Source organism: Cetobacterium somerae ATCC BAA-474, assembly GCF_000479045.1.
Classification (GTDB): Bacteria; Fusobacteriota; Fusobacteriia; order Fusobacteriales; family Fusobacteriaceae; genus Cetobacterium_A; species Cetobacterium_A somerae.
Map to the genome: position 1 here is coordinate 1 of NZ_KI518128.1, position 25,086 is coordinate 25,086.

Below are 25,086 nucleotides of genomic sequence, written 5' to 3' on the forward strand. Positions count from 1 at the left end.
AATGTTTCCTATTTTTTCTCTTGAACCTTCTAAATTATATTTTTTTAAATACTCATTAATTATCTTTCTTTGAATATAATTTTCTTCTAATTCAATTAAATCTATATTTAAAGACCATCTATTATCTTTAAAATCTTCGTATTTTTTTAAATCAATTTCTAGAATCTTATTCACTTCTTTAATTTCTGAAATCAAATTAAAAATTTTGTCTTTAAAATTATTGTTGTATCTTTTTTCAATCCAAGGTATCAAATCTAATCTTATACTATTTCTTGTAAAATCATTTTCAAAATTAGTTTCATCTATTCTATATTTAATTTTATTTTCATCTAAGAATTTTAAAATATTATTTTTATAGACCTCGTTAATTGGTCTAATAATATTTTCTCTATTTGGAATTCCTTCTAATCCTTCTAAAGATGAACCTCTAATAAGTCTAAATAGAAATGTTTCGATTTGATCGTCTAAATTGTGAGCTATTGCTATTTTATTACCCGAAATCTTTTTCAATATATCTTTAAAAAATTCATATCTAATAAATCTTCCAGCTTCTTCTAAACCTATATTATTTTCTTTAGCAATCTCTTCTATCGAAGCTCTTTTTACAAAAATTGGTATATTTAATCTCTCACTACATTCAATACTAAATTTTTCATCTGTGTCTGAATTTTCTCCTCTTAACAAATGATTAACATGAGCTAAAACAAACTCAAAATTTATCTCTTTTTTAGCATAATTTAGAGCTTCTAATAAAAATACTGAATCTGGTCCTCCTGAAAAACCAAGAACTATTTTGTCGCCCTCTTGTATTAATTTTTCATCTTTTATTTTTTTCAAAATTTTTTTTAACATAATTTTATCCTTTAAAACAGTATTTTATAGAATTATACCATATAGAGCCTCTTTTTAAAACTCTTTTTACCTCTTATTTTTAACTAAAAAGTTTCTAAAATTGTTTTTTTCTTTGTATAGTTAAAAAATATTTCAATCTCTCCATTTTTGTTATTTAATACATCATAATTAAATTTTTCAAACTCAGTCTTTTTATATCCCTCTCTTGAAGATATAAAATCTTTTTCAATTATTATATTATTATATTTTTCTTTATCTTTATTAGAAATGAACCATTCAGGATATACACCTGGCTTTCCTAAAAGTAAATAATCTAATTTTAAATACTCTATAAAAATATTTTTTCCTTGAAAATTTTTCTCTTCAAAAAATTTAACTAAATTATTAAAAATAGTTACAACTTTATGACCTAGCCCTAACAAATTTTGTTTATCATAATAATTTGAAATATCTTCAAAAAAGTCAAATGGTCTATTATAATAATTTTCTATTATAAACTTTACTGAATACTTAAACTTCTCAGAATTATAATAGTAATCTAACATTTTTTCTACATTTTTTAATTTTACTAGCTCTTCATATTTTATAAAACAATTAGAAAGTACTTCATATGGAGGAAATTCTATATATTTATAGTCATACTTCTCTATTTCACTAGCTATTTTTGTTCCACTTAAAATTTTTAAGAATCCAAGTTGAATCATTTCAGCATCTAAATCATATACATAATCAAATGAATCTTTAAACGTATCATATGTATCATATGGTAATCCTGCTATTAAATCCACGTGTAAATGAATATTTTTAGATATCGCTTTAATATTATTTCTTAGCCTTTCTAACAAGTTTCTTCTATTTATACTATCCATTGTTTCTTTATTAATACTTTGAACTCCCACTTCAAATTGGAAATATCCATCTGGAACTTTCTTTAAAAAAGCGATTATTTCCTCATCAAAAATATTAGCATTTATTTCAAAATGAAATGTTACTCCCTCTTTATAATTTTCTAATAAATATTCCCAAATTCCTAAATATCTATCTTTTCTTAAATTATAAGTTCTATCTACAAATTTTACTAATTCTACTCCTGAATCTAAAAATCTTTTTAAGTCACTTTTTACTCTCTCTAAAGATAGATATCTAACACCTTTATCTATAGATGATAAACAATATGAACAACTAAAAGGACATCCTCTACTTGATTCATAATATAAAATCTTTATATTTTCTTTTAATTCTTCGTCATTATATGGAAATGGTATTGTATCTAAATTTTCTATTGGAAATTCATCACCTAAATATGCAAACTCTCCAGACTTTAAAAAAGCTACTCCTTTTTGATTCTTATTTTCATTAGTTAAAAAATTTAAAAGTACCTTTTCTCCCTCTCCTACTAAAACAAAATCAATAGATTTATTTTCTATCAATGATTCCTTTGCATTATAACTAACTTCTGGTCCTCCAAGAGTCACTGTTATATGAGGCATTATCTTTTTTAGCTCTTTTATAATACTAAAAACATATTCCTTGTTCCATATATATGTTGAAAAAATGTAGTGATTTCCATTTAACCTAAACAGATCTGTTATTATACTTTGAATTTGATTATTTATATTGCTTTCATATAACTTTATTTTTAAACTACTATATTTTTCAACGTAATTCTTTAAATATCTAATTGCTAAGTTTGTGTGAATAAACTGACTATTTATTCCAACTAAAACTACTTTCTCCATAATTTATATCTCTCCTAACTACTTATTACTTTTTTTCTGAACCTCTAGATGTTCCTTATATGTTTTTGTAAATGTATGTTTTCCATTACTAGTTACTACAAAAAACAAATAATCCGTCTTAGCTGGATTTATTGCTGCCATAACAGAGTTATAATCTGGATTAGATATTGGCCCTGGTGGCAATCCTTTATACATATATGTATTATACGGAGAATCTATCTTCAAATCTTTATAATACATTCTTCTTTTAGTGTAATCATATATATAGTTTACCGTTGCATCTGAACCTAAATTCATCCCTTTTTTTAAACGATTATAAAAAACTGATGACATTAAAGGCTTTTCATCTTTTAATTGTGCTTCTCTTTCAATAATCGATGCCATAATTAATTCCTGATAAAATTTTTTCTTATCAGGATATTTTTCTGGAGGAAACTTTTTTAAAAATTCTCCTGTCATTGCTTTTACTATCTCATTTTCATTAGTATCTACTGAAAGATAGTAAGTTTCAGGATATAAATACCCTTCATAGTTCCCATTTGGTGTTAAATATGGGAAGTCTTTTATATTTTCTAGCGCTTTTTTTAATCCTTCCTCTGTTCCAATACCTCTATCTTGAAGTAATTTACCTATCTCTTTTATTGAATATCCCTCTGGAATCGTCAAAATAGTATACTTAACTTTCCCCTCTTCCATCATTTGAAGTATATCTTTATATGAATATTTTCCATCAAATTCATAAAATCCAGCTTTTATATTTTTACCTGAATTTTTTTCATATTTTAAAAATATTTTAAAAATAATTGATTTATCAATTCCCAATTTATTAAAAACACTAGTTAAACTTGTACCTTGTTTTAGATTAACTTGAACTTTATAATCTCTTTTTTCCTCTATTTTTATTGAATAAAATTTAAAAAGAGCCACTGGTATTGTTATTATCAAAAATAACAATATTAAGATTTTCTTTTTCATAACACTCTCCCATTTTTATGTTGAAAAAAGCTGTACTTTGGTTTCCCTAGTTACAGCTTTTTTATTTTTATTCAATTACTTTCTTGATTGTTTTGCCTTTTCGATTAAAGCTTTCTTTCCTTTTCTATCTTTTTGGAAAATATCAACTATTGTTTCAGCCTCAACAAATGGAACAGAAACAAATGAGAAGTTCTCATATACTTCTACACCTTTTAATTTTGATTCATGAACTTTAGTCTTTTTAGATATTAAGTCAACTAATTTTCTAGGAGTCATTTTATCTTTCTTACCAAGAGCTATAAATAGTCTTGTCTTTCCTGTTTTATCAAGTGAAACACTCTCTATATCAGAGTAGTTTGTTTCCTCTAATTCCTCATCATAGAAATTCTTTAATATAGCTGCTATAACTTCAATTGGAGTTGTCTCTTGAGTTAATAATTCTTTTGCCATATCATAGTAAGATTCTGCATCTCCATTTGATATAATGTTCTTAACACTATCAAACAATCTAGTTTTCTTAGCTAAGATTACATCCTTTACTCCTGGAACTTGCTCTTTTTTAATCTCTGTTTTTGTTATTCTTTGAATTTGAAGTAACTTTCTATACTCAGATGGAGTTATAAATGTTATTGCTGTACCTTGTTTTCCAGCTCTTCCTGTTCTTCCAATTCTATGTACGTAACTTTCTGCCTCTTGAGGAATTGCATAGTTTATAACATGTGTTAAATCATTTACATCTATACCTCTTGCTGCTACGTCTGTTGCAATAAGAATATTTAAGTTTTTATTTTTAAATCTTCTTAAAGTAACTTCTCTATGATTTTGACTGATATCTCCGTGTAATCCTTCAACATCATATCCTCTATCTTGTAATTTTCCTACAAGCTCATTTACATCATTTTTAGTTCTACAGAAAACAATTCCATAGAAATCTAACTCGATATCAATTATTCTGCATAAAGCCTCAAATTTATCTTTCTCTTTTACTTCAAAGTAAATTTGCTCTGTTAAGTTTGTTGTTAATTCTTTTTTCTTAACTGCTAATACTTCATGCTCTCTCATATGAGATTTTGCTATTTTTAAAATTTCTGCTGGCATAGTTGCTGAGAAGAATAACATTCTTTTATCTTCGTTAGTTTGAGTTAAGATATGCTCAATATCCTCAACGAATCCCATATTTAACATCTCATCTGCTTCGTCTAATATGAAATAATCAATGTTATTTAATTTTAAAACCTGTCTGTTCATTAAATCCATTACTCTTCCTGGAGTACCTACAACAATATCAACACCTTTGTTAAGTTGTCTTTTTTGTTGCTCTAATGATTGTCCTCCATAAACTGGAATTATTTTTAATTTTCTTCCGTGTGCTAATGAGTTCATCTCTTCAGCTACTTGAACTGCTAACTCTCTTGTTGGCGCTAATATTATAGCTTGTACATGTCCTGTACTTTTCTCTATTTTTTCAAGAATTGGTAAAGAGAACGCTGCAGTTTTTCCTGTTCCTGTTTGTGCTTGACCAATTATGTCCTTTTCTCCATTTAATAATGCTGGTATAGTTAAAGCCTGTATTGGACTTGGCTGTTCAAAACCTTTTTTTTCTAGAGGCTTTAAAGTTTTTTCAGTTAAACCTAAATCTCTAAATGTTAATATTTTTTCCATATTCACTTCCTTAAATTATTTATATTCATTCATTAGATTATAACATAGATTTATAAAAATGTGTACTTTTTTTAAATTTTTATTTATTAGTTATGAGTTGTTTTTTTACATGTTCTTATTCTGTAAGAATTTTTACCATATTCATATATTGATTTTTTAAAAAAAATATAGTAATAAAGTATTAATCATATTTTATAGGAGGCGGTCTTTTATGGTTGTTGATAGAAAAAATACAAAAAGAGTAGTTATATATATTAATGATTCTCAAAAAAATAATCTACAGACATTTTTACATTCAATTGGTTTTCATTACTATACTATTCAATCTAAACTAGAAGGTAGCTGGGAACATGGAATTAGACACTTAAATAACCATGTTTGGCCTGGATCTGAAGCTGTTTTTCACCTTATCGTATCTGGTTTCAAAGTAGAGTTACTTTTAAAAAAATTAAAAAGCTTTAGAATGGGACTTCCTGATAATGTAGTTATGGCTGTTTTAGTTTGTCCTTTAGACGATTTTATCTATAATATGATGAGTGTTGATATTGAACCTGATGATTCAACCGAAAAAGTTCATTGGTTAAAAGATGATGAATAATAAAAAGGAGTAATTCGATGAATTACTCCTTTTTATTTAAAATTAATGTTTACATTTATCTTTTAAACTACAATTCCCATTTTTGCCTTTTGAACAGCTACATCCACTTTCACCTTTTAACATTTTATATAAACTTTTTAAGGCTATTCCTCCAATTATTGCAACTATCCCTATTAAAACTAAAGTTTTCATATTTGCCTCCTCAGATAGAAAAGTTAAAAAAACAACTTTCCAATTTGGAATACAAGTGTTGACACGATGTATGGTACTACTAATAACATCCCTATTATAAATCCTGTAAACTTATATCCAAACTCTTGTTTTATAGCTCCTAATGTTACAACACAAGGAACTACTAATAAAATAAATACCATAAATGAATATGCTCTTAAAGGAGCTAACTCATCTGTCCACAACATTTTTGTAGCTGCTACAACACCGCTTCCTTCCTCTTCAATCTCAGATTCATCAGGAACACTAAACAGCCCCTTAATATCTAAACTAACAACACCAAGTATCGAATCTTTAATAGCCACTCCTAGCCCTGCTAATTGATCAACAGTATCCTCTATAAATGTCGTTTCATGATTTACCTCATCTTCAATCTCTTGAGCATCCTTATCTCCTACTAATACTTGTGCCATAAATCCTACTACTATCTCTTTTGCTGCTAAACTAGGTGGTATTGCTGCAACTGTTTCCCATCTATCCGCAAATCCTGTTGGCTTTAGAACTCCTTGGAACGTTTTTCCAAATTTAGCCATATAAGAGTTTGCAGTATCTCCATTATTTGGAAAATATGTTAATGCCCATAAAATCATTAGCATCCCCATTATAATTGTTGTAGCCTTTTTTAAATATGATCCAGTTCTAGTCAATGTTGATTTTACAATAACTCTTAAACTTGGCACTCTATACGGTGGTAACTCTATCAGCAACGCTCTTCCCTCGGCCTTAAACATTTCAAAATTCTTTAAAGCTAATCCCGTTAAAATAGCCACAACAATTCCTAATACATATAATGACATTACAACCATTCCAGCTTTAGCACCAAAGAATGCTGCTGTAAATAATCCATATACTGGAAGTCTAGCACCACATGACATAAATGGTGCCATCGCTGCTGTCAGTCTTCTTGATGATTCGTCCTCTAAAGTTCTTGTAGCATAAATTGCTGGAACTGTACATCCAAATCCTAATACCATAGGAACAAAGGCTTTACCATTTAATCCTAATTTTGTCATTATTTTATCCATTAAAAAAGCAACTCTAGACATATAACCACTTTCTTCTAATATTGCTAAGAAGAAATATAAATATAACATAAGAGGAACAAACACAACTACTCCTCCTACCCCTCCTAAAATTCCATCCATAACTAATGATGCTAACCAATTAGGAGTATTTTCATCTATTAACATACTTACATATTTACCTATATAATCATTTACAAATCCATCAACCCAATCGATTAAAGGAGCTGATCCATTAAATACAGTTCCCATTAATCCTACTATTATTAAGAAAAATATTGGTAACCCTAAATATTTATTTAATAGAACTCTATCAACCTTATCTGTAAAATCTAATCTAGATTTTATTGAAGTTGTAAATGTTTTAGCTAATATTCCTTTAACTGTTCCATATCTTCCTTCTGCAAATATAGTTTCAATATCCTCATCGTGATCATCTTCAAGCTGTTTTGTAATTTTTAATATACTACTATCCTCTTCATATTTATACTCTGTTTTTAAAATTTCTAATAAATGCTTATCTTGCTCTAATAATTTTATTGCTAAAAAGTCCATTCCAAATTTTTCAGAAGCTTTTTGTAACTTTTCATCACAATTTATTTTACATTTAACTTCTCCAATAGCTTCCTCTAAACATTTATCAAATAACAATGTATATTTTTTATTTTCTTTAGATTCTTTTGCTATAACTAACGCTTTATCAAGCAACTCTTGAACCCCTGTTCTTTTTGTTGCAGATGTCATTATCACATCCATCTCAATCATATCTACAAATTTTTTAACATCTAATTTATAATTTAACTTTTCAAATTCATCATAAAAATTTAAAGCCATAATCATCGGTTTTTCTAATTCTTTTAATAACATTGTTAAATATAAGTTTCTCTCTAAGTTTGTAGAGTCAACTATATTAATTATAACGTCTGGTTTTTCATTAATTATGAAGTCTCTAGTTATAGTTTCTTCTAAAGTATATGGACTTAAACTATAAACTCCTGGCAAATCAATACATTGAATTTTTTCACCTTTATACTCAAACTCAGCCTCTTTTTTCTCAACTGTTACACCAGCCCAATTTCCTACTTTTAAATTTGAACCAGCTATTGCATTTATTAATGCTGATTTTCCTACATTTGGATTTCCTGTAAATGCTATTTTTATCATCTTTAATCTCCTATCCATCTATCTCTATTTCAATATTTTGTGCATCTTGTTTTCTTATAGCGATATTTGTTGATTTTACAATAAACTCTTGCGGGTCTCCTAAAGGAGCATTTCTTTCAAGTTTTATTATCTCTCCAGCTGTTACACCCATATCAACTAACCTTTTTTTTAATTCGCCAATTTTCCCAATTTTGACGATTTTAGCTGATTCTCCTCTTTTTAACTCTGTTAATTTCATTCCAAGCCTCCCAACTTATTAGTTATAAATATATTTTGAAACTCAAAATATATTTGGAAAATTTAAATCACAGTAGATAACTGTGATTTAATATTATTCATTGTCAATTATTATCTTATTTGCTAATCCAAAATTTAAAACATATTTAGTGTCATTTATTTTTACTATATAGTTACTTTGATCATCTCTTAGTAAGCATATTTTATTTCCTATACAAAATCCTTTTTCTGTTAGTCTATTCTTATCTTTATCTCTTCCCTTTATCTCTTTTATAACAAACTCTTTATTTTGTTCTGCAAAAACTAATGGCGTCATAGAATAAACCTCCTAGTATTATTTGTTATTTATACATGAATTATATTCCACTAAATAACATTTGTCAAGGATAAAACTTTAATAATCAAAGTTTTCTTTAAACAAATAGATCTTTTATACTATTTAACATTACACTTCTTACATTTGGACTATCTTTTGCCAATTCCTCTATCATCTTTTTTACTTTTAAACGTTTTGAATTATCACTTGTTTCATATGGACAGTCATTATGTAAAATTGGTAATCCTAATTTTTTTGCATACCTGATTGTTTCTTTTTCTTCCACATATGCTAAGGGTCTAATAACTTTCAACCCATACTCCTCTGAATGATAAGCAGGTTTCATTACCCCCATATTTCCTTGATATAAAACATTTAATAAAAACGTTTCTATTATATCATCTTTATGATGACCTAATACTAACTTATTTATATTTTGTTTCTTCATCTCTTTATACAGAAGCCCTCTTCTTACTCTTGCACACATAAAACATGGATTTTTTAAATCTTCATTAGTCAAAATACTTTCACCTATTGATGTCTCTATTACTTGTAATTCTACTCCTAATTTAGAGCAATAGTCTTTTATATCACCATATTTCCCACCCTCTTCAACTGGATGAATATGAATTGGAAATAATTCAAAATTTATTCCCGATATTTTTTTTATTCTTATTAAAGCATTTAAAACTGTTAAACTATCTTTTCCTCCTGATATCCCAACAGCAATTCTATCGCCCTCTTCAATCATATTGTAATCATGCATTGCCCTTCCTATTGGGCTCCATAATGTTTTTTCAAAACCCTTATCTTGAATAAACGATAAAATTTCTCTATCATCTAATTTATTTAAATTTATTTTTAATCCTGTTTGTTTATAAATTTTATCAATTAATTTTATTATTTTATTTTCAGTATACGTTATCTCTATTTTTATTTCATCTTTTAAATTATTAATTAAAACTATATTTTCTTTAACTTCAAAAGTAAAAGATTGAAATGTGTAGCCATTTAACTCTTTTATATTATCTATTTTTAACACACTACTCTCCTTTTTTTGCTTCAGATACATACCCTAATACATAATCTAAATTTATATTTTTCATCGAATTAAATATACTTTGCTTTATCTGAGGATTTGTTTTCTCTAAAGTCGATAGTAGATTTTTAATCTCTTTTCTCTTTGAATCAACTTTCCCAGATTCAATTGGACAGCCACAAGCCATTGCCATAATTTCATTTTTTTTCGTGAAATTTATAATATCATTTTCTTTTATATAAATTAATGGTCTTATTAACTCTAATCTTCCACTTGTTGATTTTACTTTAGGAATCATTGTTTTTGTAGTCCCTGCATAAAACATATTTATTAAAGTAGTTTCTACTAAATCATCAAAATGATGTCCTAAAGCTAATTTATTATATCCTAACTCCTCTACCTTGCTGTAAAGAACTCCTCTTCTCATTTTTGCACATAAAAAACAAGGACTATCAGGAGACGATTCAAAGGCCACTTCCCAAACATTTGCATCAAATATTTCACATGGAATTCCAAGCTCTTCTAAATTAATTTTAAATTGCTCTAAATCCATAGATCCAAATCCTGGATTCATTGATATAAAGGCTACTTCAAAATTTTTACTTTTATCTCTTTTTAATTCTTGAAATAATTTTGATAATAATAAACTATCCTTTCCACCTGATACTCCTACAGCTATTTTATCTCCATCTTGTATTAAATCAAAGTCTTTTATCGCCTTTGTAAATTTCGACCATATTTTCTTTCTATAAGTACTTCTTATTGAATATTCAACCATTTCTTTTTTTGTTTCAAAAACTTTTTCTTCCATTAATCCTCCAACAATATAGTATAGACTTTTACTCCATTATACCATGCTTGCAAAAAAATTAACAATTCTTTTTTTTTGTGCTAAAATGTGTTATTCGAACAAATGAGGTGATTAAATTTATGAATAATATAGAAAAAAATGTTTTAGAATTTTTAAAAAGTGGAATGGTTTATAGTGATGGTGCCATTATGAAAAATTTAGGTATTGATTCTATTGAACTTGAAGAAATATATATATCTCTAATAAACCAAGGATATTTAGAGAGTTATGATGATTTTCTTAAAAGAAATCCTGATTATGAAAAAGGAGAAGATGAAAGTTCTTGTGGTAGTTGCTCTTCTGGAGGGTGTTCTTCTAAAGGTGGTTGCTCTTCTGGAGGATGTTCTTCTAAAGATGAAGATATCGATTATTCTAAGATTAAAGTTTTAACTGAAAAAGCTTTTACTTACACATATTAAGAACTTAAAAGGAGAACTATAGAGTTCTCCTTTTAAGTTAATTCCAATTCTATTCGATATAAAAAATTATGTAATTTATTGTAAAACTTGCAGTATCCCCATGTAAAAATTAAAAAAAATGTTGAAACTATAACAGCCTCTTTAGTTACATTGTTATTTTTTATTGAAAATAATAATCCAAAAACAAATAATAAATAATAAATAACTGAGAACTTTTTTAAAATCTCATATAAAATTTCTGTAAAAATTCTAAAAATTGAAACCGCAACCAATCTATATTTTCTTAATACCATAACTTCCCCCTTTATGATATAAATTTATAATACTTTACTCCTTTATCAACTATTTTTCAAATTGATTTTATTTATACTAATCATTGACACCAGTACTTTTGAATAATATAATCAATTAGGTATTCTATTTTAAAGGAGTGTTTTATGAATAAAAAAGTGACTTATGTTAAAGGACAGTTAAATTGTGCTGAATCTATTATTGATTCATTTAATAAAAATAACAATACTGAAATTCCTGTTGCTTTAGGAAGCGGTATGGGAACTGGAGCAACTATTGGTAGCCTTTGTGGTGCTGTTAATGCCGCTGTTCTTGTTATTGGCTATCTTAAAGGTAGAGAAACTTATCAAGAAGAGAATAAAGCTAGATCTTTGGCTAATAATTTATTAAAAGAAATTAAAAATAAGTTTAATTCTGAACTTTGTGTAGATTTGAAAAAATCAAATGTTAGTTGTAGCGAAATTGTTAGCTTCACTTATGAAAAATTAGAAGAAATTTTAAGTAAAAATTAAAGGAGTAGAATATCTACTCCTTTTCTATTTTAGTTAGCAACTTTTTCTTTTATTGCATCTACACCTTCATCTATCTTATCTTTTGCTTTATCTCCAGCCTTATCTAACTCTTCCCCAATTTTATCAGTTGCTTTTTCAACAGTTTCAACTGCTGATTTAGTTGCATTTTCAGCATTCTCTGTTACAGCTTCCTGAACTGCATTCTCTGTAGATGGCTTTTCTGTCATTTTTTGTGCATTTTCATCAGTAGAAACTTTATCTCCTGGAACTGATGTTGACTCTGTTGTTGTAGGTGTTGCTGCTGGTTTTGCTTCTTCTTTTTCACCTGAACATGCTAATATAAATACACTTAATGCTAATAATGAAACCAACTTTATTTTTTTCATTTTAACTCCTCCTTAAATTTTAAAGTGTTATATACTATTGTTGTTCAAACAGATTACTTTTCCTTTTTATTTTAAATATTTTTCTACATATTTTTCTATATCAAACTTTCTTTTCAACCCATCGCTATTCATATATCTAACTTTACCAAATACCTCCCTCTCTTTCCATGCTCGATCATGCTTTCCAAAACACCAAGCAACTCCTGCATAAGAGTTAGGATCTCTTCCATCATAAAAGTATTTATTATTAAGCTTTATTGCTATTTCATATGCTTTTTGGGGAGTAAGACTCCATTCTAATATTTTTTTACACCAGTACATCCTCATATAACTATCCATATATCCCATATCTAACATCTGTTTTTGACACGCATTCCAATATTTATCGTGTGTTTTAAACTCTTCCAACTCCTTTTCACTATAAATATATTCTCTTTTATCATTTGCATGTTTTTCTAATGTTTTATAAGCCCACTCATATGTTATTCCTAGCCAATTATCATAATTTTTATTATAGTAGACAAAATTAATTGCTAATTCCCTTCTTATTATAACTTCTTCTAAAAAACTATTTTTTTCATTAATCAATTCATTACTTAATTTTTCAATATTATGTTTAATTTCTACAGGAGATATTTGCCCAAAATGTAAATAGGGTGATAATTTCGAACTTCTTTCATTATCAGGTCCTTTATTTAAATAAAATTTTAAATCATTTTTTATAAAACTCTCTAAAATTTTTACAGCTTCCCTCTCTCCCCCTAAAAAACCTCCATCTAAATTTTTTTTTATCTTTGGTATATATTTATCAGAACAGTCTAACTCCTCTAGAACATTATCCAAATTTTCTATAAAAAAATATTTTTCTTCATTAAAACTTTCTTCATTTAAAGTTTCTATTTTTCTATATTTATCTCTTAAAGTTTTTGCACTATACTCCTCTTTAGTACTAACTAACTCCACAGGAATGATAACATTACTTTCAATCTCTAAAATTGTACTATCTATACATTTTAGCAATTTCTCTTTTACTTCCTTTTGATTTTTCAAATAACTTTTATCCCAAATAACAACTTTTGCTTTTTTACAGACTTTAATTATATTTTCTAAAGGATCTCCTTCTAATAAAATAAACTTGATACCTTTTTGATCAAGAGATTCTTTTACATCTTTTAAACCTTGTAGCATAAAATCGTAATGTCTTTTAGATGCTTCTGGATAACTGTTTAAATAATTAAATACAACATAAAGAGGTATTTTATTTTTTTGAGATAAATATATTGCTTCATTTAAAGCAAAATTATATCTCGTTCTTTGACTTTCTTGCATCCAATATATTATATGTTGTCCTTCTGCTTTCTTATCATTTTTTAAATATTTTATTCTTGAATCTTTAAATAAACTCATATGCACACCTCATAATATTTATATTATAAAAAGATTTTTTCTAATTCATTTAAAAACTCTTGAGAGAATCTTACTACCTTTTTCTTTCCATAATCAAAAGCTACAATGATTGTACTCCCCTCTAATACAACTCCTCCCTCACTTTTTTCTACGCTATATATAAAATTTAATGATGCTTTTTTTATATCTATATTTTTTATTATTATTGTCAATTCATCTCCTAAATATACCTCGCCTTTATAATAAACATGTGCATCTTTTTGAATTGTACCGACATTGTCTCCAACATTTATTTCAGTTACTCCTAAACTTTTAAACAGCTCTATTCTAGATTGTTGAAATAACAACAACGCTCTTTCATTACCCATATGTCCTCCATAATTTATATCTGATATTGTAACTTTATAATTAACTGAAAACATGATACTCCTCCTTAAATATTTTTTTATCTATTATAACAATTATTTTCTCTCATTTGTTAATTTTCTTTTTTATATGATATAATTAATATCATAATTTTGAGGTGTTTTAATGTTTGAATTAGCTCATAAACTTTTCAATACCCTCGGGTATATAATAGCTATCGCTTTTTTCTTCTCTCGATTTAAGAGTGCTCGTAGTATTTTTAGTAGAGAAAAATATACAAAAAAAGATATGCTTCTACTCTCGCTTACTTTTTCTAGTTTAGCTATCTTAGGAACTTATATTGGTGTTGATTACAAGGGAGCCATTGCTAATACAAGAAATATTGGTGTTGTCGTTGGTGGGATGCTTGCTGGTCCTGAAGTTGCTATAATCTCTGGTATTGTTGCTGGTATCCATAGAGCTTCTGTTGGTGTTAGCAGACTAACAGCTATTCCATGTGCTATAGCTACTATTCTTGGGGGATTTATAACAAGCTATTTATATAAAAAAGCAAACTCTAACAATAGATCTCTTTTGGGATTTTTTGCTGGTGTTTTTGTAGAAAACTTAAGTATGCTTTTTATACTTCTTTTTGCAGAAGATAAAATTCTTGCTATGGATATTGTAAAAAATTTATACCTTCCTATGATTTTTATAAATGGAATTGGAGTCGCCGTTATCATTATAATTACTGAAGAGATTTTAGAGGAGAAAGAAAGAGAAGCAGGAACACAAGCTAAACTAGCTCTTGAAATTGCTAATAAAACTTTACCCTTCTTTAAAAAAGGAGAATCTCTAGATAGTATCTGTAAAATTCTTTTAGAGTCCTTGAAAGCTGAGATTGTAGTTATAACTGATAAAGAAGTTATTATTGCTAATGCTTCTAAAAATAACAATCTTTGTCTTAAAGATAGAGAGATTCAAAGTGAAGGCACAAAAAAAGTTTTAAGTTCTGGTGAGATTTTAATTTTTGATAGAAATAGTGAATTTAATGATTTTTCCTATTCTGAAGAAGGTATCAAGTCTTGTATAATCGCTCCTCTTTTTCAAGATGAAAAAGTTTCTGGAACTTTAAAAATTTATTTTAAAAATGAAGAAAATATTACAGCACGAAAAAAATATTTAGCTATTGGTCTATCCCAATTAATTTCAACTCAATTAGAAATTAGTAAAATGGAAAATTTAAAAACTATGGCTAGAGATGCTGAATTAAAAGCTCTTCAAAATCAGATAAATCCACATTTTTTATTCAATGCTTTAAACACTACCGCGTCTTTTGTAAGATTTAATCCAACTAGGGCAAGGGAAATAATAATAGATTTATCAACTTATTTAAGATACAATCTTGAAAATTCTGTTAATTTAGTTCCAATAAAAAAGGAATTAGAACAAGTTAAAGCTTATATCAATATTGAAAAGGCACGTTTTCATAATCGATTTGAAATTATTTATGATTTTGATGAAGATTTAGATACAATAAAAATTCCCAGTTTAACAATTCAACCTCTTGTTGAAAATAGTATTAAACATGGTATTTTAAAACAAAGAGAAAGTGGAATAGTTAAAATTTCTATAAAAAAAGTTTATTTGAAATGTTTAGTTTCCATTGAAGATAACGGAGTTGGAATCGATCAAGATATTATTAATAATATTAATAAAAAAATTGAAAAAAATATTGGTCTAAAAAATGTTCACAATCGTTTAAAACTTATATATGGTAAAGGTTTATTAATTGAAAAACTTGAAAAAGGAACTAAAATATCATTTTATATAAATCAGGAGGAATAGATGCTTAATTGTGTAATTATTGAAGATGAATTCCCTGCTAGAGAGGAGTTAAAATATTTTATTAATAACAACAATAATTTTCAAATCAATAAAGAGTTTGAAAATCCCATAGATGCCTTAAAGTATATTGAAGGAAATAATGTTGATGTTGTTTTCTTAGATATAAATATGCCAGAATTAGATGGGATGAGTTTAGGTAAAATCATACATCGATTTAACAAAAATATAAAGTTAGTTTTTATAACAGCATATAAAGATTTTGCAATAGATGCCTTTGAAATTAAAGCTTTTGATTATATTCTAAAACCTTATTCTGAAGAAAGAATTATAAAAGTTTTAAATAATTTAGTAGAAGAACTTGATAAAAATGATAATGAAAATCTAATTAAAGATTTTAATATCAAAAAAATAACTGTAAATCTAGATTCTAAAATGGTTGTTTTATCTACTGATGATATACTCTATATTGAAGCTGATGAAAAAGAAACTCATATTTTTACAGCATCTAATATGTATACCTCTAAATTAAAAATCTCACAACTTGAAAATATTTTATCAGAAAATATCTTTTTCAGAGGACATCGTTCTTATATTGTAAATATTGATAAGATTGTTGAAGTAGAACCCTGGTTTAATGGAACTTATATCTTGAAAGTTTCAAACTGTAACTTTAAAATTCCTGTTAGTAGAAATAAAGTTAAAGAGCTAAAAGAGATATTAACTATAAAATAATAAAAAGGAGCTTTTTAAGCTCCTTTTTATTATGCTTTAACAGCCTCTTTTTTATTTATCTTCTTTAAGAATAATCCTAAAGCAACTATTGCTCCTGCTATACCAACTACATATCCTATTGTTTCTGATAATCTAAATCCTTCTGGTGCTATTAATATATATGTAGTAACAACTGCTGTCATAAATACTCCTGGAATTGTTGCAATCCAGTGATTTTTTCCTTCATTTGCTAAATAAACTGCTCCTGCCCATAAAGCTATTGTAGCTAATGTTTGATTTGCCCAAGCAAAATATCTCCAAATTATTGCAAAATCTATAAAACATAATCCAATTCCTACTGCAAATAATGGTATTGCAATTATAAATCTATTTTTTACAGGCCCTTGCTTATAGTTTATTGCATCTGCAATAGCTAATCTAGCACTTCTAAAAGCTGTATCTCCAGATGTTATTGGACATGCTACAACTCCTAATAGTGCTAAAGCTCCTCCAACTTTACCTAAAATACTATTTGATATTGTATTTACTACAACTCCTGCTGGACCAGCATTCATTAATCCTTCTGTTCCTCCAAAGAATGTCATCGCTGCTGCTGCCCAAACTAGTGCTATAACTCCTTCTGCTATCATTGAACCATAAAATATTCTTCTACCTTCTTTTTCATTTTTCATACATCTAGCCATCAACGGAGATTGTGTTGCATGGAATCCTGATATTGCTCCACAAGCTATTGTTATAAATAAATATGGATATATAGATGTTCCTTTTGGATGAAGATTTACCATTGAAATTTCTGGAATATTATATCCTTTTAAAATTAATCCTCCACCAATTCCAATTCCCATTATTATTAATGATGCTCCAAATATTGGATAAATTTTTCCAATTAACTTATCTACAGGAAGAACTGTTGCTAACATATAATAAGCTACTATTACTGCTACCCATGTCAATGTATTTATACTTGTCATACTTGCTAAAATTCCTGCTGGTCCATTTACAAATACAACTCCTACTAATACTAGTAAAACAACTGAGAATACTCTCATTATTTTTTTTGCATTATCTCCCAGATAATGACCTACAATCTCTGCTATTGTTGCACCATCATGTCTAACAGATAACATACCTGATAAATAATCATGTGTTGCTCCTGCAAATATACATCCAAAAACTATCCATAAAAATGCTGCTGGTCCCCATAAAGCTCCTGCTACTGCACCAAATATTGGTCCTAATCCAGCTATATTTAAAAACTGAATTAAAAAAGCTTTCTTCCAATCTAATTCAACATAATCTACTCCATCTGCTAAACGCACTGCAGGAGTTTCTCTGTTTTCACTTACTCCAAATACTTTTTCAACATACTTTCCATAAATTACATAACCTAAAATTAAAGCTATTAATGATCCTATAAAACTAATCATTTTAAACCTCCCTTTTTTTGATTTCTTTTCACAATAGATTATAATACTATTTCGGAAAAAAAATAACTCTTTTAGAATAAAATGATTATTTTAATACTTAAAAAGCTTTTTTTTACTCCTTAATTACATTTTGGAGCTTCAAAATTTTCAATGTTGTCATTGTAAAAGCAACAATACTAATAATAGGTCCTATAACTATACCTATAACAGGGATAAAATATATCAACGTAAATATTCCGCCTCCTAAAGTAAATACCATTCTATTTTCCTTCATAAATTTGGCACTCTCTTCTGGAGAAAATCTACGTCTTTCTAAAGTGTAATCAACAAAATTATACGATATAAAATAACTTTGTATTAAAAAAATCAAAATAGGAACGATTAAGTTTACGATAGGTATAAAACCTAATAAAATTACAATAAAAGTGTAAATTATTTCTTTTACAAAGCTTTTACTTGCTATTTTTATACCTCTAAGTATAAAATTAAAATTTTCTTTTAAAGTAAATCTATATTCAGTTCCTTCTTGATAGTTTTCAATTTTTTCTGAAATATAGCTAAAAAATGGAGCCAATATACCTAAAAGTATTGTTTTAAAAAAGAAATATTCAATAGCTACCATTATTGTTCTAATTATAAAAATAATAAGCCATCTAAATAAACCTGCATAACTCTTAACATCAAAAATAATATTTATTTTATTGAAGATCCAATCTCCAATATAAGCTGAAAGCCAATAAAAAAATATTAATATTATTATCCCTACAACTCCTCCTATAAAATATCCCCATGATAATTTTAATTTTTTTATAATTCCGGGAGCTTTTAAATAACTTTCTAACATTAATCTTATTTTCTCCATTTTAATTCACCTTCTCTTTTTTATATATCTACTATTTTTTTTAAAATTTCTTCTACAAATTAAAAAAAGGCTAAAAAGCCTTTTTTTTAATTATTGTTGGTATATATTTATTTCTACTCTTCTATTTAATGCTCTTCCTTCTGGAGTAGCATTTGAAGCAACTGGATTTCTATCTCCATAACCTATGCTAGAAATTCTACTTGGTGATACACCTTGTGCCGCTAAATAGTTAGCTACACTTTGGGCTCTTTGTAGTGATAAATTTAAATTTGAGTTAGGATTTCCTGTGTTATCAGTATATCCTGAAACTTGAATTTTTGTCTCTGGATATTTATTCATAATATATGCTATTGAATTTAATGGTGCATAGAATCCACCGTTTAAAACAGCACTACCACTCTTAAATGATGATTCTCCTGGTAATCTTAAATTTATATTATCTTTATTGTTAGTAACTGTTATATTTGTACTGTTTAAAGCATTTAAGAACTCTTTATACTGAGCATCTTTGTACGCTCCCCATCCTAGTCCTGCTAAAGCTCCTATTCCAGCTCCTATCAAAGTTCCCTTTGTATCTTTTCCAACTAGCTGACCTATTAGTGCACCTGCTGCTGCACCTTTTACAGTACCACTAGTTTTTTTATTTGTTGGTGTTGCTGAGCTACATGCTCCTAATAAAGATGTTGTTAATAATAACATAGCCATTATTTTTTTGTTTCTCATTGTTGTTCCTCCTGTAACTGATACTATACTCTATTATCTAATATCTCTAGTTACATGTCAAGAAAGTATATTATTTTTATTAACTCTATCTATTTATATGTTCTACTTCGCTCCTAATGCTGCCATAGTAATATAGTTGTATGGTTGATTAAAATGAGGTAAGAAGAATATATCTAATAATTTTATTTTATCTATTGTCACTTTTTCTTGAATAGCTAATGAGAACATATGAATTCCCATAGAAATATCTTGTCTTGATGCCATTTGAGCACCTAAAACTCTTCTTGTATTTTTATCGTAAACTATTTTTAAAAATACTTTATCATTATCATGCTCTATAAATCCAGGTTTTTGTAAATCTGCAAACTCTGTGGCTACAGCATCATATCCTAATTTTATAGCTTTTTCTAGTGTTAATCCTGTCGAAACCATGTTTAATCCATAAATTGAAATTCCATTTGACCCTTGAACACCTATACTTTCAAGTTCTGTTCCACACACATTATGAGCTGCAACAATTCCTGAACGAACTGCGTTTGTTGCTAAAGCTATATAATTTGTATCTTCTATAGAATTATCATATATTGTTGCACAATCTCCTATAGCATAAACATCATTTAAACTTGTTTTTTGAGTTAAATCAACTTTATAAGCACCATTTCTAAATAGTTCTAAAGATTCTTTTCCTAAGATATTATTTGGTATAAATCCAACTGCTAAAATAACCATATCTGCTTTATATGTTTTTTTATCAGTTATTACTTCTTCTACTTTGTCTGTTCCTTTTAACTCTAAAACTTTCTCTCCAAAATTTACATTTATTCCATTTTTCACAAGGTTTTCTTTCATCATTTCTCTAAATTCTAAATCATAGTATCCCGATAAACAACTATCACTTAAATCAACTAGCTCTACATTTTTTCCACATCTTTGGAAAGCTTCTGCTAATTCAACACCTATGTACCCTGCTCCAACTACTACAATATTCTTTAAATCTTGATTTTCTAATTTTTTTATTACATCTTCAGCATGTTGATATAACTTAACAAATTGAACATTTTTTAAATCCTTACCTGGAATTGGTAAATCTATTGGCAATGAACCTGTTGATAATATTAATTTATCATAACTTTCCGACACTTCAATACCATCTTTATTTATTCCATATACAACTTTATTTTCAAAATCTACTTTTTTAATTTCAGTTTCCATATGAACTTTGGCTCCATTACACTCTAATTTTTCTTTAGAAGAGTAGAATAATCCTTCAGGCCCTGATATTTGTTTTCCAATCCATAACGCCATTCCACACCCTAAAAAACTGATGTTTGAATTTTTATCAAATACTACAACCTCTTCATTTGGGTAATTTGATAAAATTGTGTTGATTGCCGCTGTTCCAGCATGATTTGCTCCAACTACTACTATTTTACTCATCTTTTTTGCCTCCTAAAATTCATTTTATTTGATATTCAATCAAAGTATACCTTTTCAGTATTGTAAAGTCAAATTTTTTTAGAGTAAAATATGACCCGTCATTCTAGTATTTTTTAATCAAAAAAAACACAGAAGGATAAACCCTCTGTGTTTTTTATTAAATTAATCCTAAAAATTGTGATACTGAAATTAATATACATCCTGCTGCTAACATTGTTATAAATATCTTTAATACAAATTTTAAATATCTATCATATGGAACATTAAATAACTCTAAAGTTCCCATGGTTGTTGCACTGGGATAAATTCCAGACATAAAATTTATACCTAGTGTAAATGCTGATATCAACATTATCTGTCCACCTATAACTCCTACATTGGAATTTTGAAATAATGCCATTGCAACTGCTCCAAGTATAGGCATTGTTATTCCTGCTACTCCACTTGTTGATTGTAAGAAACATCCAATTCCAACATATGCTAAAATTGTAGCCACTGAGAATGCCCAAGCTGGTATTCCTTGTAATGCTGATTGAATCCAATATACAAACGTTACTGACATTCCTGAAGTTTTACTTCCCATTAAAACAGATATTCCATTAGCTATTGCTAAAACTAATACAACCCCTAATAAATCTTTCGCACCTGATGCAAATTCTTTTACAAATTTATCTTCAGGAATTTTATTTATAAATCCTATTAAAATTGATCCTAAAAAGAACACAAAAGAAAACTCTCCAAAATACCAATCTCCAAGAGGAGTGATGTATTTAGCTCCTAATATATCTCCTAATAATGGTATTTTTGCTAATAAATATATCGGTGCATTTATAATATCTTGAAAGTTAGATCCATCTGCAAACTTAATTTCATACCAAGGCATATAACCTAATATTAATAAAACTATAATTCCTATTAATACCATAATTGACCAAAATCTTTTCTTAGTTAATTCAGGAAGATGTCCTTGCTCGTGAGTCATAGTTTTTACATCAATATCAGCTACAAGAGATTTTTCTTTATTTTTTTTAACTTCATTTGCATACTTAACTGTAAAAAATAGTCCAATGGCATAAAGAAGTACAAATAAAATTAATCTCAATACCATTCCACTTCCTAAAGAAAGCTCGGGATTTCCAATTGCTCCAATAGCTGCTCCTGTTGAAAATGGATTTACAACACTCGCCATATTACCAGCTGTTGCTCCAACTGTTAAAACAGCCAATCCTGTTATCACATCATATCCTGCCAAAACAAATAAAGGCACTATAACAATTGAAAATGCGGGTATCTCTTCCCAAAATCCAAACACACTACCAAAAACAGCAAAAACAAACATTAAAATTGCTATTAAAGTAGTTCCTGTATATTTTTTTAGCAACGCTCCAATTCCAGCATCCATTGCACCTACAGAATTTATTAATCCTAAAAAAGCTCCAGCCATTAAAATTGCAATACTTACTGAACTTGATTTTTCAAATCCTTGTATTGGTGCCATTAAAATATTCCAAATTCCTGCTGGCTGACGACCCAAACCTTTTACTACTTCTCCAGCATCATTAACAATAGCATTATAGATTACTTCTTTTACGCCATTATTACTTACAACAACTGATTGTGGAACTATCCAAGTTAAAGCCCCTGTTATTACTAAAAATATAAAAACAATAGTATATGCACTAAACATCTTTCTTTCTTTTTTCAATGTTCTCAATCTCCTCTAGCAATATTTTTTAAACTCTAAATTTTTCAAAAGCTTTCATATATATTTTCATAGCCATTTTCATATCATCTAAAATTATATACTCATTAGGTTGATGCTCTGTCTTAGGACTATTTGGTAAAACATATCCGAATGCCACACAATTATTTATCGCTCTAGCGTATGTTGCTCCACCTCCAGCTATCGGCTGAGATTCCATATCACCAGTTACTTCTTGGTACGCTCCCATTAGTGTTTTTACTAACTCTGAGTCAAGAGGAGTATATATAGACTTTAAATAATCATGTTGAGAATACTCAAATCCATATTCCTTTGCTTTTTCAGTTAAAGTCTTAACAATTATTTCTTTATCATAAGTAACTGGAATTCTCATATCTATACATAAAATCTCATTCTCTGGTGTAAATTCAATTTTACCAACATTAAATTTCAACTCTCCCGAGTGCTCATCTTTAACTTCTCCAAATATTGGCTCTGCAAAGTTATATCCAATTAAATTCTCAACTATAAATTTACCCGATTTTGTTTCTACTCCACTTAAACTCAAAGCATGTAGATATCTGTTTATAGCGTTTACTCCAGTTTCAGCTACTTGAGCATGAACACTTTTTCCTATAATTTCAATTTTATTATCTTTTTCTGTATACTCATATTTTAATTTATCCAAAGCTTGCACTAATCCTGCTGTTTTTTCAACTAAAATACTTGAAGGAACTGAGTTAAAAGCATCACCACCTTTAAATACCATTCCACTTTGATTTTTTGCTGTTAATTTACATTGTAATAATCCTTTTTCAGCATATATTAAAGGAAATTTAGAATCAGGTGTAAATCCAACTGTAGGCATCTCCTCTTTTTCAACATATCTAGGCATGTCTCTCCATAAATTTTCTTCATCCGTTCCAAATATAAATCTCACTCTATAGTTTAAATTAAAACCGCAATCTAAAAGTGTTTTTAAAGCATAAATAGCTGCTAATGTTGGGCCTTTATCATCTTGTGATCCTCTTCCATAATATTTACCATCTTTTATTATTGGCTCAAATGGAGGATTTTCCCACTTATTTAAATCTCCTGGAGGTACAACATCTAAGTGTCCTAAAACTCCAACTAATTTTTCTCCTTCTCCAATTTCAGCATACCCATAATATCCTTCTGGGTCTATAAACGTCTTTAATCCTAACTCCTTACAAATATCTAACATTGTTTCTAGAGCTTTTTGAATATCCTCGCCAAAAGGGAATCTATCATCGTTCTCTTTCAAAAAACTAGGAATTGAAACTATTCTGTCTAAATCCTTTAAAAATTTAGGAAAATTTTCTTCCATCTTCTTATACAATCTTTCTTTTTCTTGAATTTTTGTGTTCATTTTTCCTCCTATATGCATTTTTATTTGTTGTGTGTTGCTATTTGTAGATATTTATCATATCTGCTATAATTATATAGTATAAAGTATACTTTATAGTCAAGGGGGTAATTTATTGAAACTTTATAAAATTAGTGAAATTGCTAAAACATTTAATATAAGCAGAGAAACTCTTATCTATTATGATACTATAAATTTATTTAAACCAGCATATATTGATCAAGAGAATGGTTATCGATACTATAATGACGAAAATATCTCTGATTTATACTTTATAAGTATGTTAAAAAAAGCTAACTTTTCTTTAAAAGAAATTAAAGACTATATCAAATGTAAAAATACATCTGATAGTATTGAACTACTTAATAAAAAACTACAACAAATTAAAGATAAAATATCAATTCTTCAAAATTCAGCAGAATTTATTTCAGACAAGATTCAAGAGATTGAAAATATATCTAATCAAGATGGCTGTACTCCTTTTCTTGAAACTTTAAATGATGTCTTTGTTTTTCAAATAGAAATTTCTGAACCAAAATCTGAAAAAGAACTCATTGAAGGAATTCATACTTTAAATGAACTTCGAAAAAAATATAGTTTAGAAAAAGCTAAAAGAATAACAATTTTAAAAAAAGATGATATTTTAAAAAATGAATATTTTAAAATAGATCGAATTGGAGTTATTGCATCTAGTGTTTCTAATCATTATATTGACTTCAATTTAGTAGTTTCAATTTATCATAAAGACTTCACTCAAAAAATAGGTGAAAGTTACTTCAAACTACTCAAATTTATAGATGAAAATAACTTTAAAATTTTGGGTGATTCTATCGAAACCTTTAGTGATGTAATTGTTAATGCTGGAAATTGCATGGGACAAACCATAAAAATATCAATACCAATAGAAAGCTAGTTCGTTATGA

General features: G+C 27.7%; 26 protein-coding genes. 6 read left to right on the forward strand and 20 right to left on the reverse strand.

The genetic code is table 11. The features are described from left to right. From tilS to HMPREF0202_RS05580, 4 genes are all read right to left on the reverse strand, one after another. On the reverse strand, positions 1 to 852 hold an 852-nt coding region (gene tilS, locus HMPREF0202_RS05565; RefSeq protein ID WP_023050066.1), incomplete at its 3' end, for a tRNA lysidine(34) synthetase TilS. Between the two features lie 83 nt (positions 853 to 935). After that, on the reverse strand, positions 936 to 2,591 hold the full coding sequence (locus HMPREF0202_RS05570) for a B12-binding domain-containing radical SAM protein (RefSeq protein ID WP_023050067.1): 1,656 nt from the start codon (positions 2,589 to 2,591) through the stop codon (positions 936 to 938). Between the two features lie 18 nt (positions 2,592 to 2,609). Continuing rightward, a complete protein-coding gene (gene mltG, locus HMPREF0202_RS05575; protein ID WP_023050068.1) occupies positions 2,610 to 3,566 on the reverse strand; it encodes an endolytic transglycosylase MltG in 957 nt (318 codons plus the stop codon). Positions 3,567 to 3,641: 75 nt separating this feature from the next. Then, a complete protein-coding gene (locus HMPREF0202_RS05580; RefSeq protein WP_023050069.1) occupies positions 3,642 to 5,228 on the reverse strand; it encodes a DEAD/DEAH box helicase in 1,587 nt (528 codons plus the stop codon). Positions 5,229 to 5,439: 211 nt separating this feature from the next. Here HMPREF0202_RS05580 and HMPREF0202_RS05585 point away from each other — a divergent pair, with 211 nt between their 5' ends. Continuing rightward, positions 5,440 to 5,826 carry a PG0541 family transporter-associated protein gene (locus HMPREF0202_RS05585; RefSeq protein WP_023050070.1) on the forward strand — a complete coding sequence of 129 codons (387 nt, stop codon included), beginning with the start codon at positions 5,440 to 5,442 and terminating at the stop codon, positions 5,824 to 5,826. 42 nt (positions 5,827 to 5,868) lie between these two features. Here the strand turns inward: HMPREF0202_RS05585 and HMPREF0202_RS15070 are convergent, their stop codons facing one another. From HMPREF0202_RS15070 to HMPREF0202_RS05610, 6 genes are all read right to left on the reverse strand, one after another. Beyond that, on the reverse strand, positions 5,869 to 6,018 hold the full coding sequence (locus tag HMPREF0202_RS15070) for a hypothetical protein (protein ID WP_023050071.1): 150 nt from the start codon (positions 6,016 to 6,018) through the stop codon (positions 5,869 to 5,871). Positions 6,019 to 6,041: 23 nt separating this feature from the next. Next, positions 6,042 to 8,243 (reverse strand): ferrous iron transport protein B, encoded by a 2,202-nt coding sequence (feoB, locus tag HMPREF0202_RS05590; RefSeq protein WP_040406540.1) that lies wholly within the window; start codon positions 8,241 to 8,243, stop codon positions 6,042 to 6,044. Positions 8,244 to 8,253: 10 nt separating this feature from the next. After that, complete coding sequence (locus tag HMPREF0202_RS05595) at positions 8,254 to 8,481, reverse strand: FeoA family protein (RefSeq protein WP_023050073.1); 228 nt, start codon at positions 8,479 to 8,481, stop codon at positions 8,254 to 8,256. Positions 8,482 to 8,574: 93 nt separating this feature from the next. Continuing rightward, complete coding sequence (locus HMPREF0202_RS05600; RefSeq protein WP_023050074.1) at positions 8,575 to 8,796, reverse strand: FeoA family protein; 222 nt, start codon at positions 8,794 to 8,796, stop codon at positions 8,575 to 8,577. Between the two features lie 97 nt (positions 8,797 to 8,893). Then, positions 8,894 to 9,838, reverse strand: a complete 945-nt coding sequence (locus HMPREF0202_RS05605; RefSeq protein WP_245576450.1) for a tRNA 2-thiocytidine biosynthesis TtcA family protein — start codon at positions 9,836 to 9,838, stop codon at positions 8,894 to 8,896. Between the two features lies 1 nt (position 9,839). Then, the gene (locus HMPREF0202_RS05610) at positions 9,840 to 10,646 is read right to left on the reverse strand and encodes a tRNA lysidine(34) synthetase (protein ID WP_023050076.1); all 807 of its coding nucleotides are present in this window, start codon (positions 10,644 to 10,646) and stop codon (positions 9,840 to 9,842) included. Positions 10,647 to 10,765: 119 nt separating this feature from the next. On the opposite strand from HMPREF0202_RS05610, the gene HMPREF0202_RS05615 reads away from it, so the two are divergent. Further along, on the forward strand, positions 10,766 to 11,104 hold the full coding sequence (locus tag HMPREF0202_RS05615; protein ID WP_040406542.1) for a hypothetical protein: 339 nt from the start codon (positions 10,766 to 10,768) through the stop codon (positions 11,102 to 11,104). A 32-nt stretch (positions 11,105 to 11,136) separates the two neighbouring features. On the opposite strand, the gene HMPREF0202_RS05620 is transcribed toward HMPREF0202_RS05615, so the two are convergent. Continuing rightward, positions 11,137 to 11,397, reverse strand: coding sequence for a hypothetical protein (locus HMPREF0202_RS05620; protein WP_023050078.1), 261 nt, complete (start codon positions 11,395 to 11,397; stop codon positions 11,137 to 11,139). Between the two features lie 144 nt (positions 11,398 to 11,541). Here HMPREF0202_RS05620 and HMPREF0202_RS05625 point away from each other — a divergent pair, with 144 nt between their 5' ends. After that, positions 11,542 to 11,907, forward strand: coding sequence for a C-GCAxxG-C-C family (seleno)protein (locus HMPREF0202_RS05625; RefSeq protein ID WP_023050079.1), 366 nt, complete (start codon positions 11,542 to 11,544; stop codon positions 11,905 to 11,907). Between the two features lie 29 nt (positions 11,908 to 11,936). On the opposite strand, the gene HMPREF0202_RS05630 is transcribed toward HMPREF0202_RS05625, so the two are convergent. From HMPREF0202_RS05630 to HMPREF0202_RS05640, 3 genes are all read right to left on the reverse strand, one after another. Continuing rightward, on the reverse strand, positions 11,937 to 12,293 hold the full coding sequence (locus tag HMPREF0202_RS05630) for a hypothetical protein (RefSeq protein WP_023050080.1): 357 nt from the start codon (positions 12,291 to 12,293) through the stop codon (positions 11,937 to 11,939). Between the two features lie 66 nt (positions 12,294 to 12,359). After that, on the reverse strand, positions 12,360 to 13,700 hold the full coding sequence (locus HMPREF0202_RS05635) for a deoxyribodipyrimidine photo-lyase (protein ID WP_023050081.1): 1,341 nt from the start codon (positions 13,698 to 13,700) through the stop codon (positions 12,360 to 12,362). A gap of 23 nt (positions 13,701 to 13,723) precedes the next feature. Continuing rightward, positions 13,724 to 14,122 (reverse strand): acyl-CoA thioesterase, encoded by a 399-nt coding sequence (locus tag HMPREF0202_RS05640; RefSeq protein ID WP_023050082.1) that lies wholly within the window; start codon positions 14,120 to 14,122, stop codon positions 13,724 to 13,726. Positions 14,123 to 14,231: 109 nt separating this feature from the next. Between HMPREF0202_RS05640 and HMPREF0202_RS05645 the strand changes: the two genes are divergently transcribed. Together HMPREF0202_RS05645 and HMPREF0202_RS05650 are read left to right on the forward strand one after the other, a co-directional pair. Then, positions 14,232 to 15,893, forward strand: a complete 1,662-nt coding sequence (locus HMPREF0202_RS05645; RefSeq protein WP_023050083.1) for a LytS/YhcK type 5TM receptor domain-containing protein — start codon at positions 14,232 to 14,234, stop codon at positions 15,891 to 15,893. Further along, the gene (locus HMPREF0202_RS05650; protein WP_023050084.1) at positions 15,894 to 16,625 is read left to right on the forward strand and encodes a LytR/AlgR family response regulator transcription factor; all 732 of its coding nucleotides are present in this window, start codon (positions 15,894 to 15,896) and stop codon (positions 16,623 to 16,625) included. 29 nt (positions 16,626 to 16,654) lie between these two features. On the opposite strand, the gene HMPREF0202_RS05655 is transcribed toward HMPREF0202_RS05650, so the two are convergent. From HMPREF0202_RS05655 to HMPREF0202_RS05680, 6 genes are all read right to left on the reverse strand, one after another. Continuing rightward, positions 16,655 to 18,052 (reverse strand): carbon starvation CstA family protein, encoded by a 1,398-nt coding sequence (locus HMPREF0202_RS05655; RefSeq protein WP_023050085.1) that lies wholly within the window; start codon positions 18,050 to 18,052, stop codon positions 16,655 to 16,657. A gap of 112 nt (positions 18,053 to 18,164) precedes the next feature. Beyond that, positions 18,165 to 18,914 carry an EI24 domain-containing protein gene (locus tag HMPREF0202_RS05660; RefSeq protein ID WP_023050086.1) on the reverse strand — a complete coding sequence of 250 codons (750 nt, stop codon included), beginning with the start codon at positions 18,912 to 18,914 and terminating at the stop codon, positions 18,165 to 18,167. A 90-nt stretch (positions 18,915 to 19,004) separates the two neighbouring features. Further along, positions 19,005 to 19,637: a YiaD family glycine zipper/OmpA-like lipoprotein gene (locus tag HMPREF0202_RS05665; protein ID WP_023050087.1), complete on the reverse strand. Its 633-nt coding sequence runs from the start codon at positions 19,635 to 19,637 to the stop codon at positions 19,005 to 19,007. Positions 19,638 to 19,739: 102 nt separating this feature from the next. Then, on the reverse strand, positions 19,740 to 21,074 hold the full coding sequence (nox, locus tag HMPREF0202_RS05670) for a H2O-forming NADH oxidase (protein WP_023050088.1): 1,335 nt from the start codon (positions 21,072 to 21,074) through the stop codon (positions 19,740 to 19,742). A gap of 157 nt (positions 21,075 to 21,231) precedes the next feature. Continuing rightward, the gene (locus HMPREF0202_RS05675) at positions 21,232 to 22,779 is read right to left on the reverse strand and encodes a YfcC family protein (RefSeq protein ID WP_245576451.1); all 1,548 of its coding nucleotides are present in this window, start codon (positions 22,777 to 22,779) and stop codon (positions 21,232 to 21,234) included. A gap of 28 nt (positions 22,780 to 22,807) precedes the next feature. Next, complete coding sequence (locus HMPREF0202_RS05680) at positions 22,808 to 24,166, reverse strand: Sapep family Mn(2+)-dependent dipeptidase (protein WP_040406546.1); 1,359 nt, start codon at positions 24,164 to 24,166, stop codon at positions 22,808 to 22,810. A 112-nt stretch (positions 24,167 to 24,278) separates the two neighbouring features. On the opposite strand from HMPREF0202_RS05680, the gene HMPREF0202_RS05685 reads away from it, so the two are divergent. Beyond that, a complete protein-coding gene (locus tag HMPREF0202_RS05685; protein ID WP_023050091.1) occupies positions 24,279 to 25,076 on the forward strand; it encodes a MerR family transcriptional regulator in 798 nt (265 codons plus the stop codon). The last annotated feature ends 10 nt before the right edge of the window (positions 25,077 to 25,086 follow it).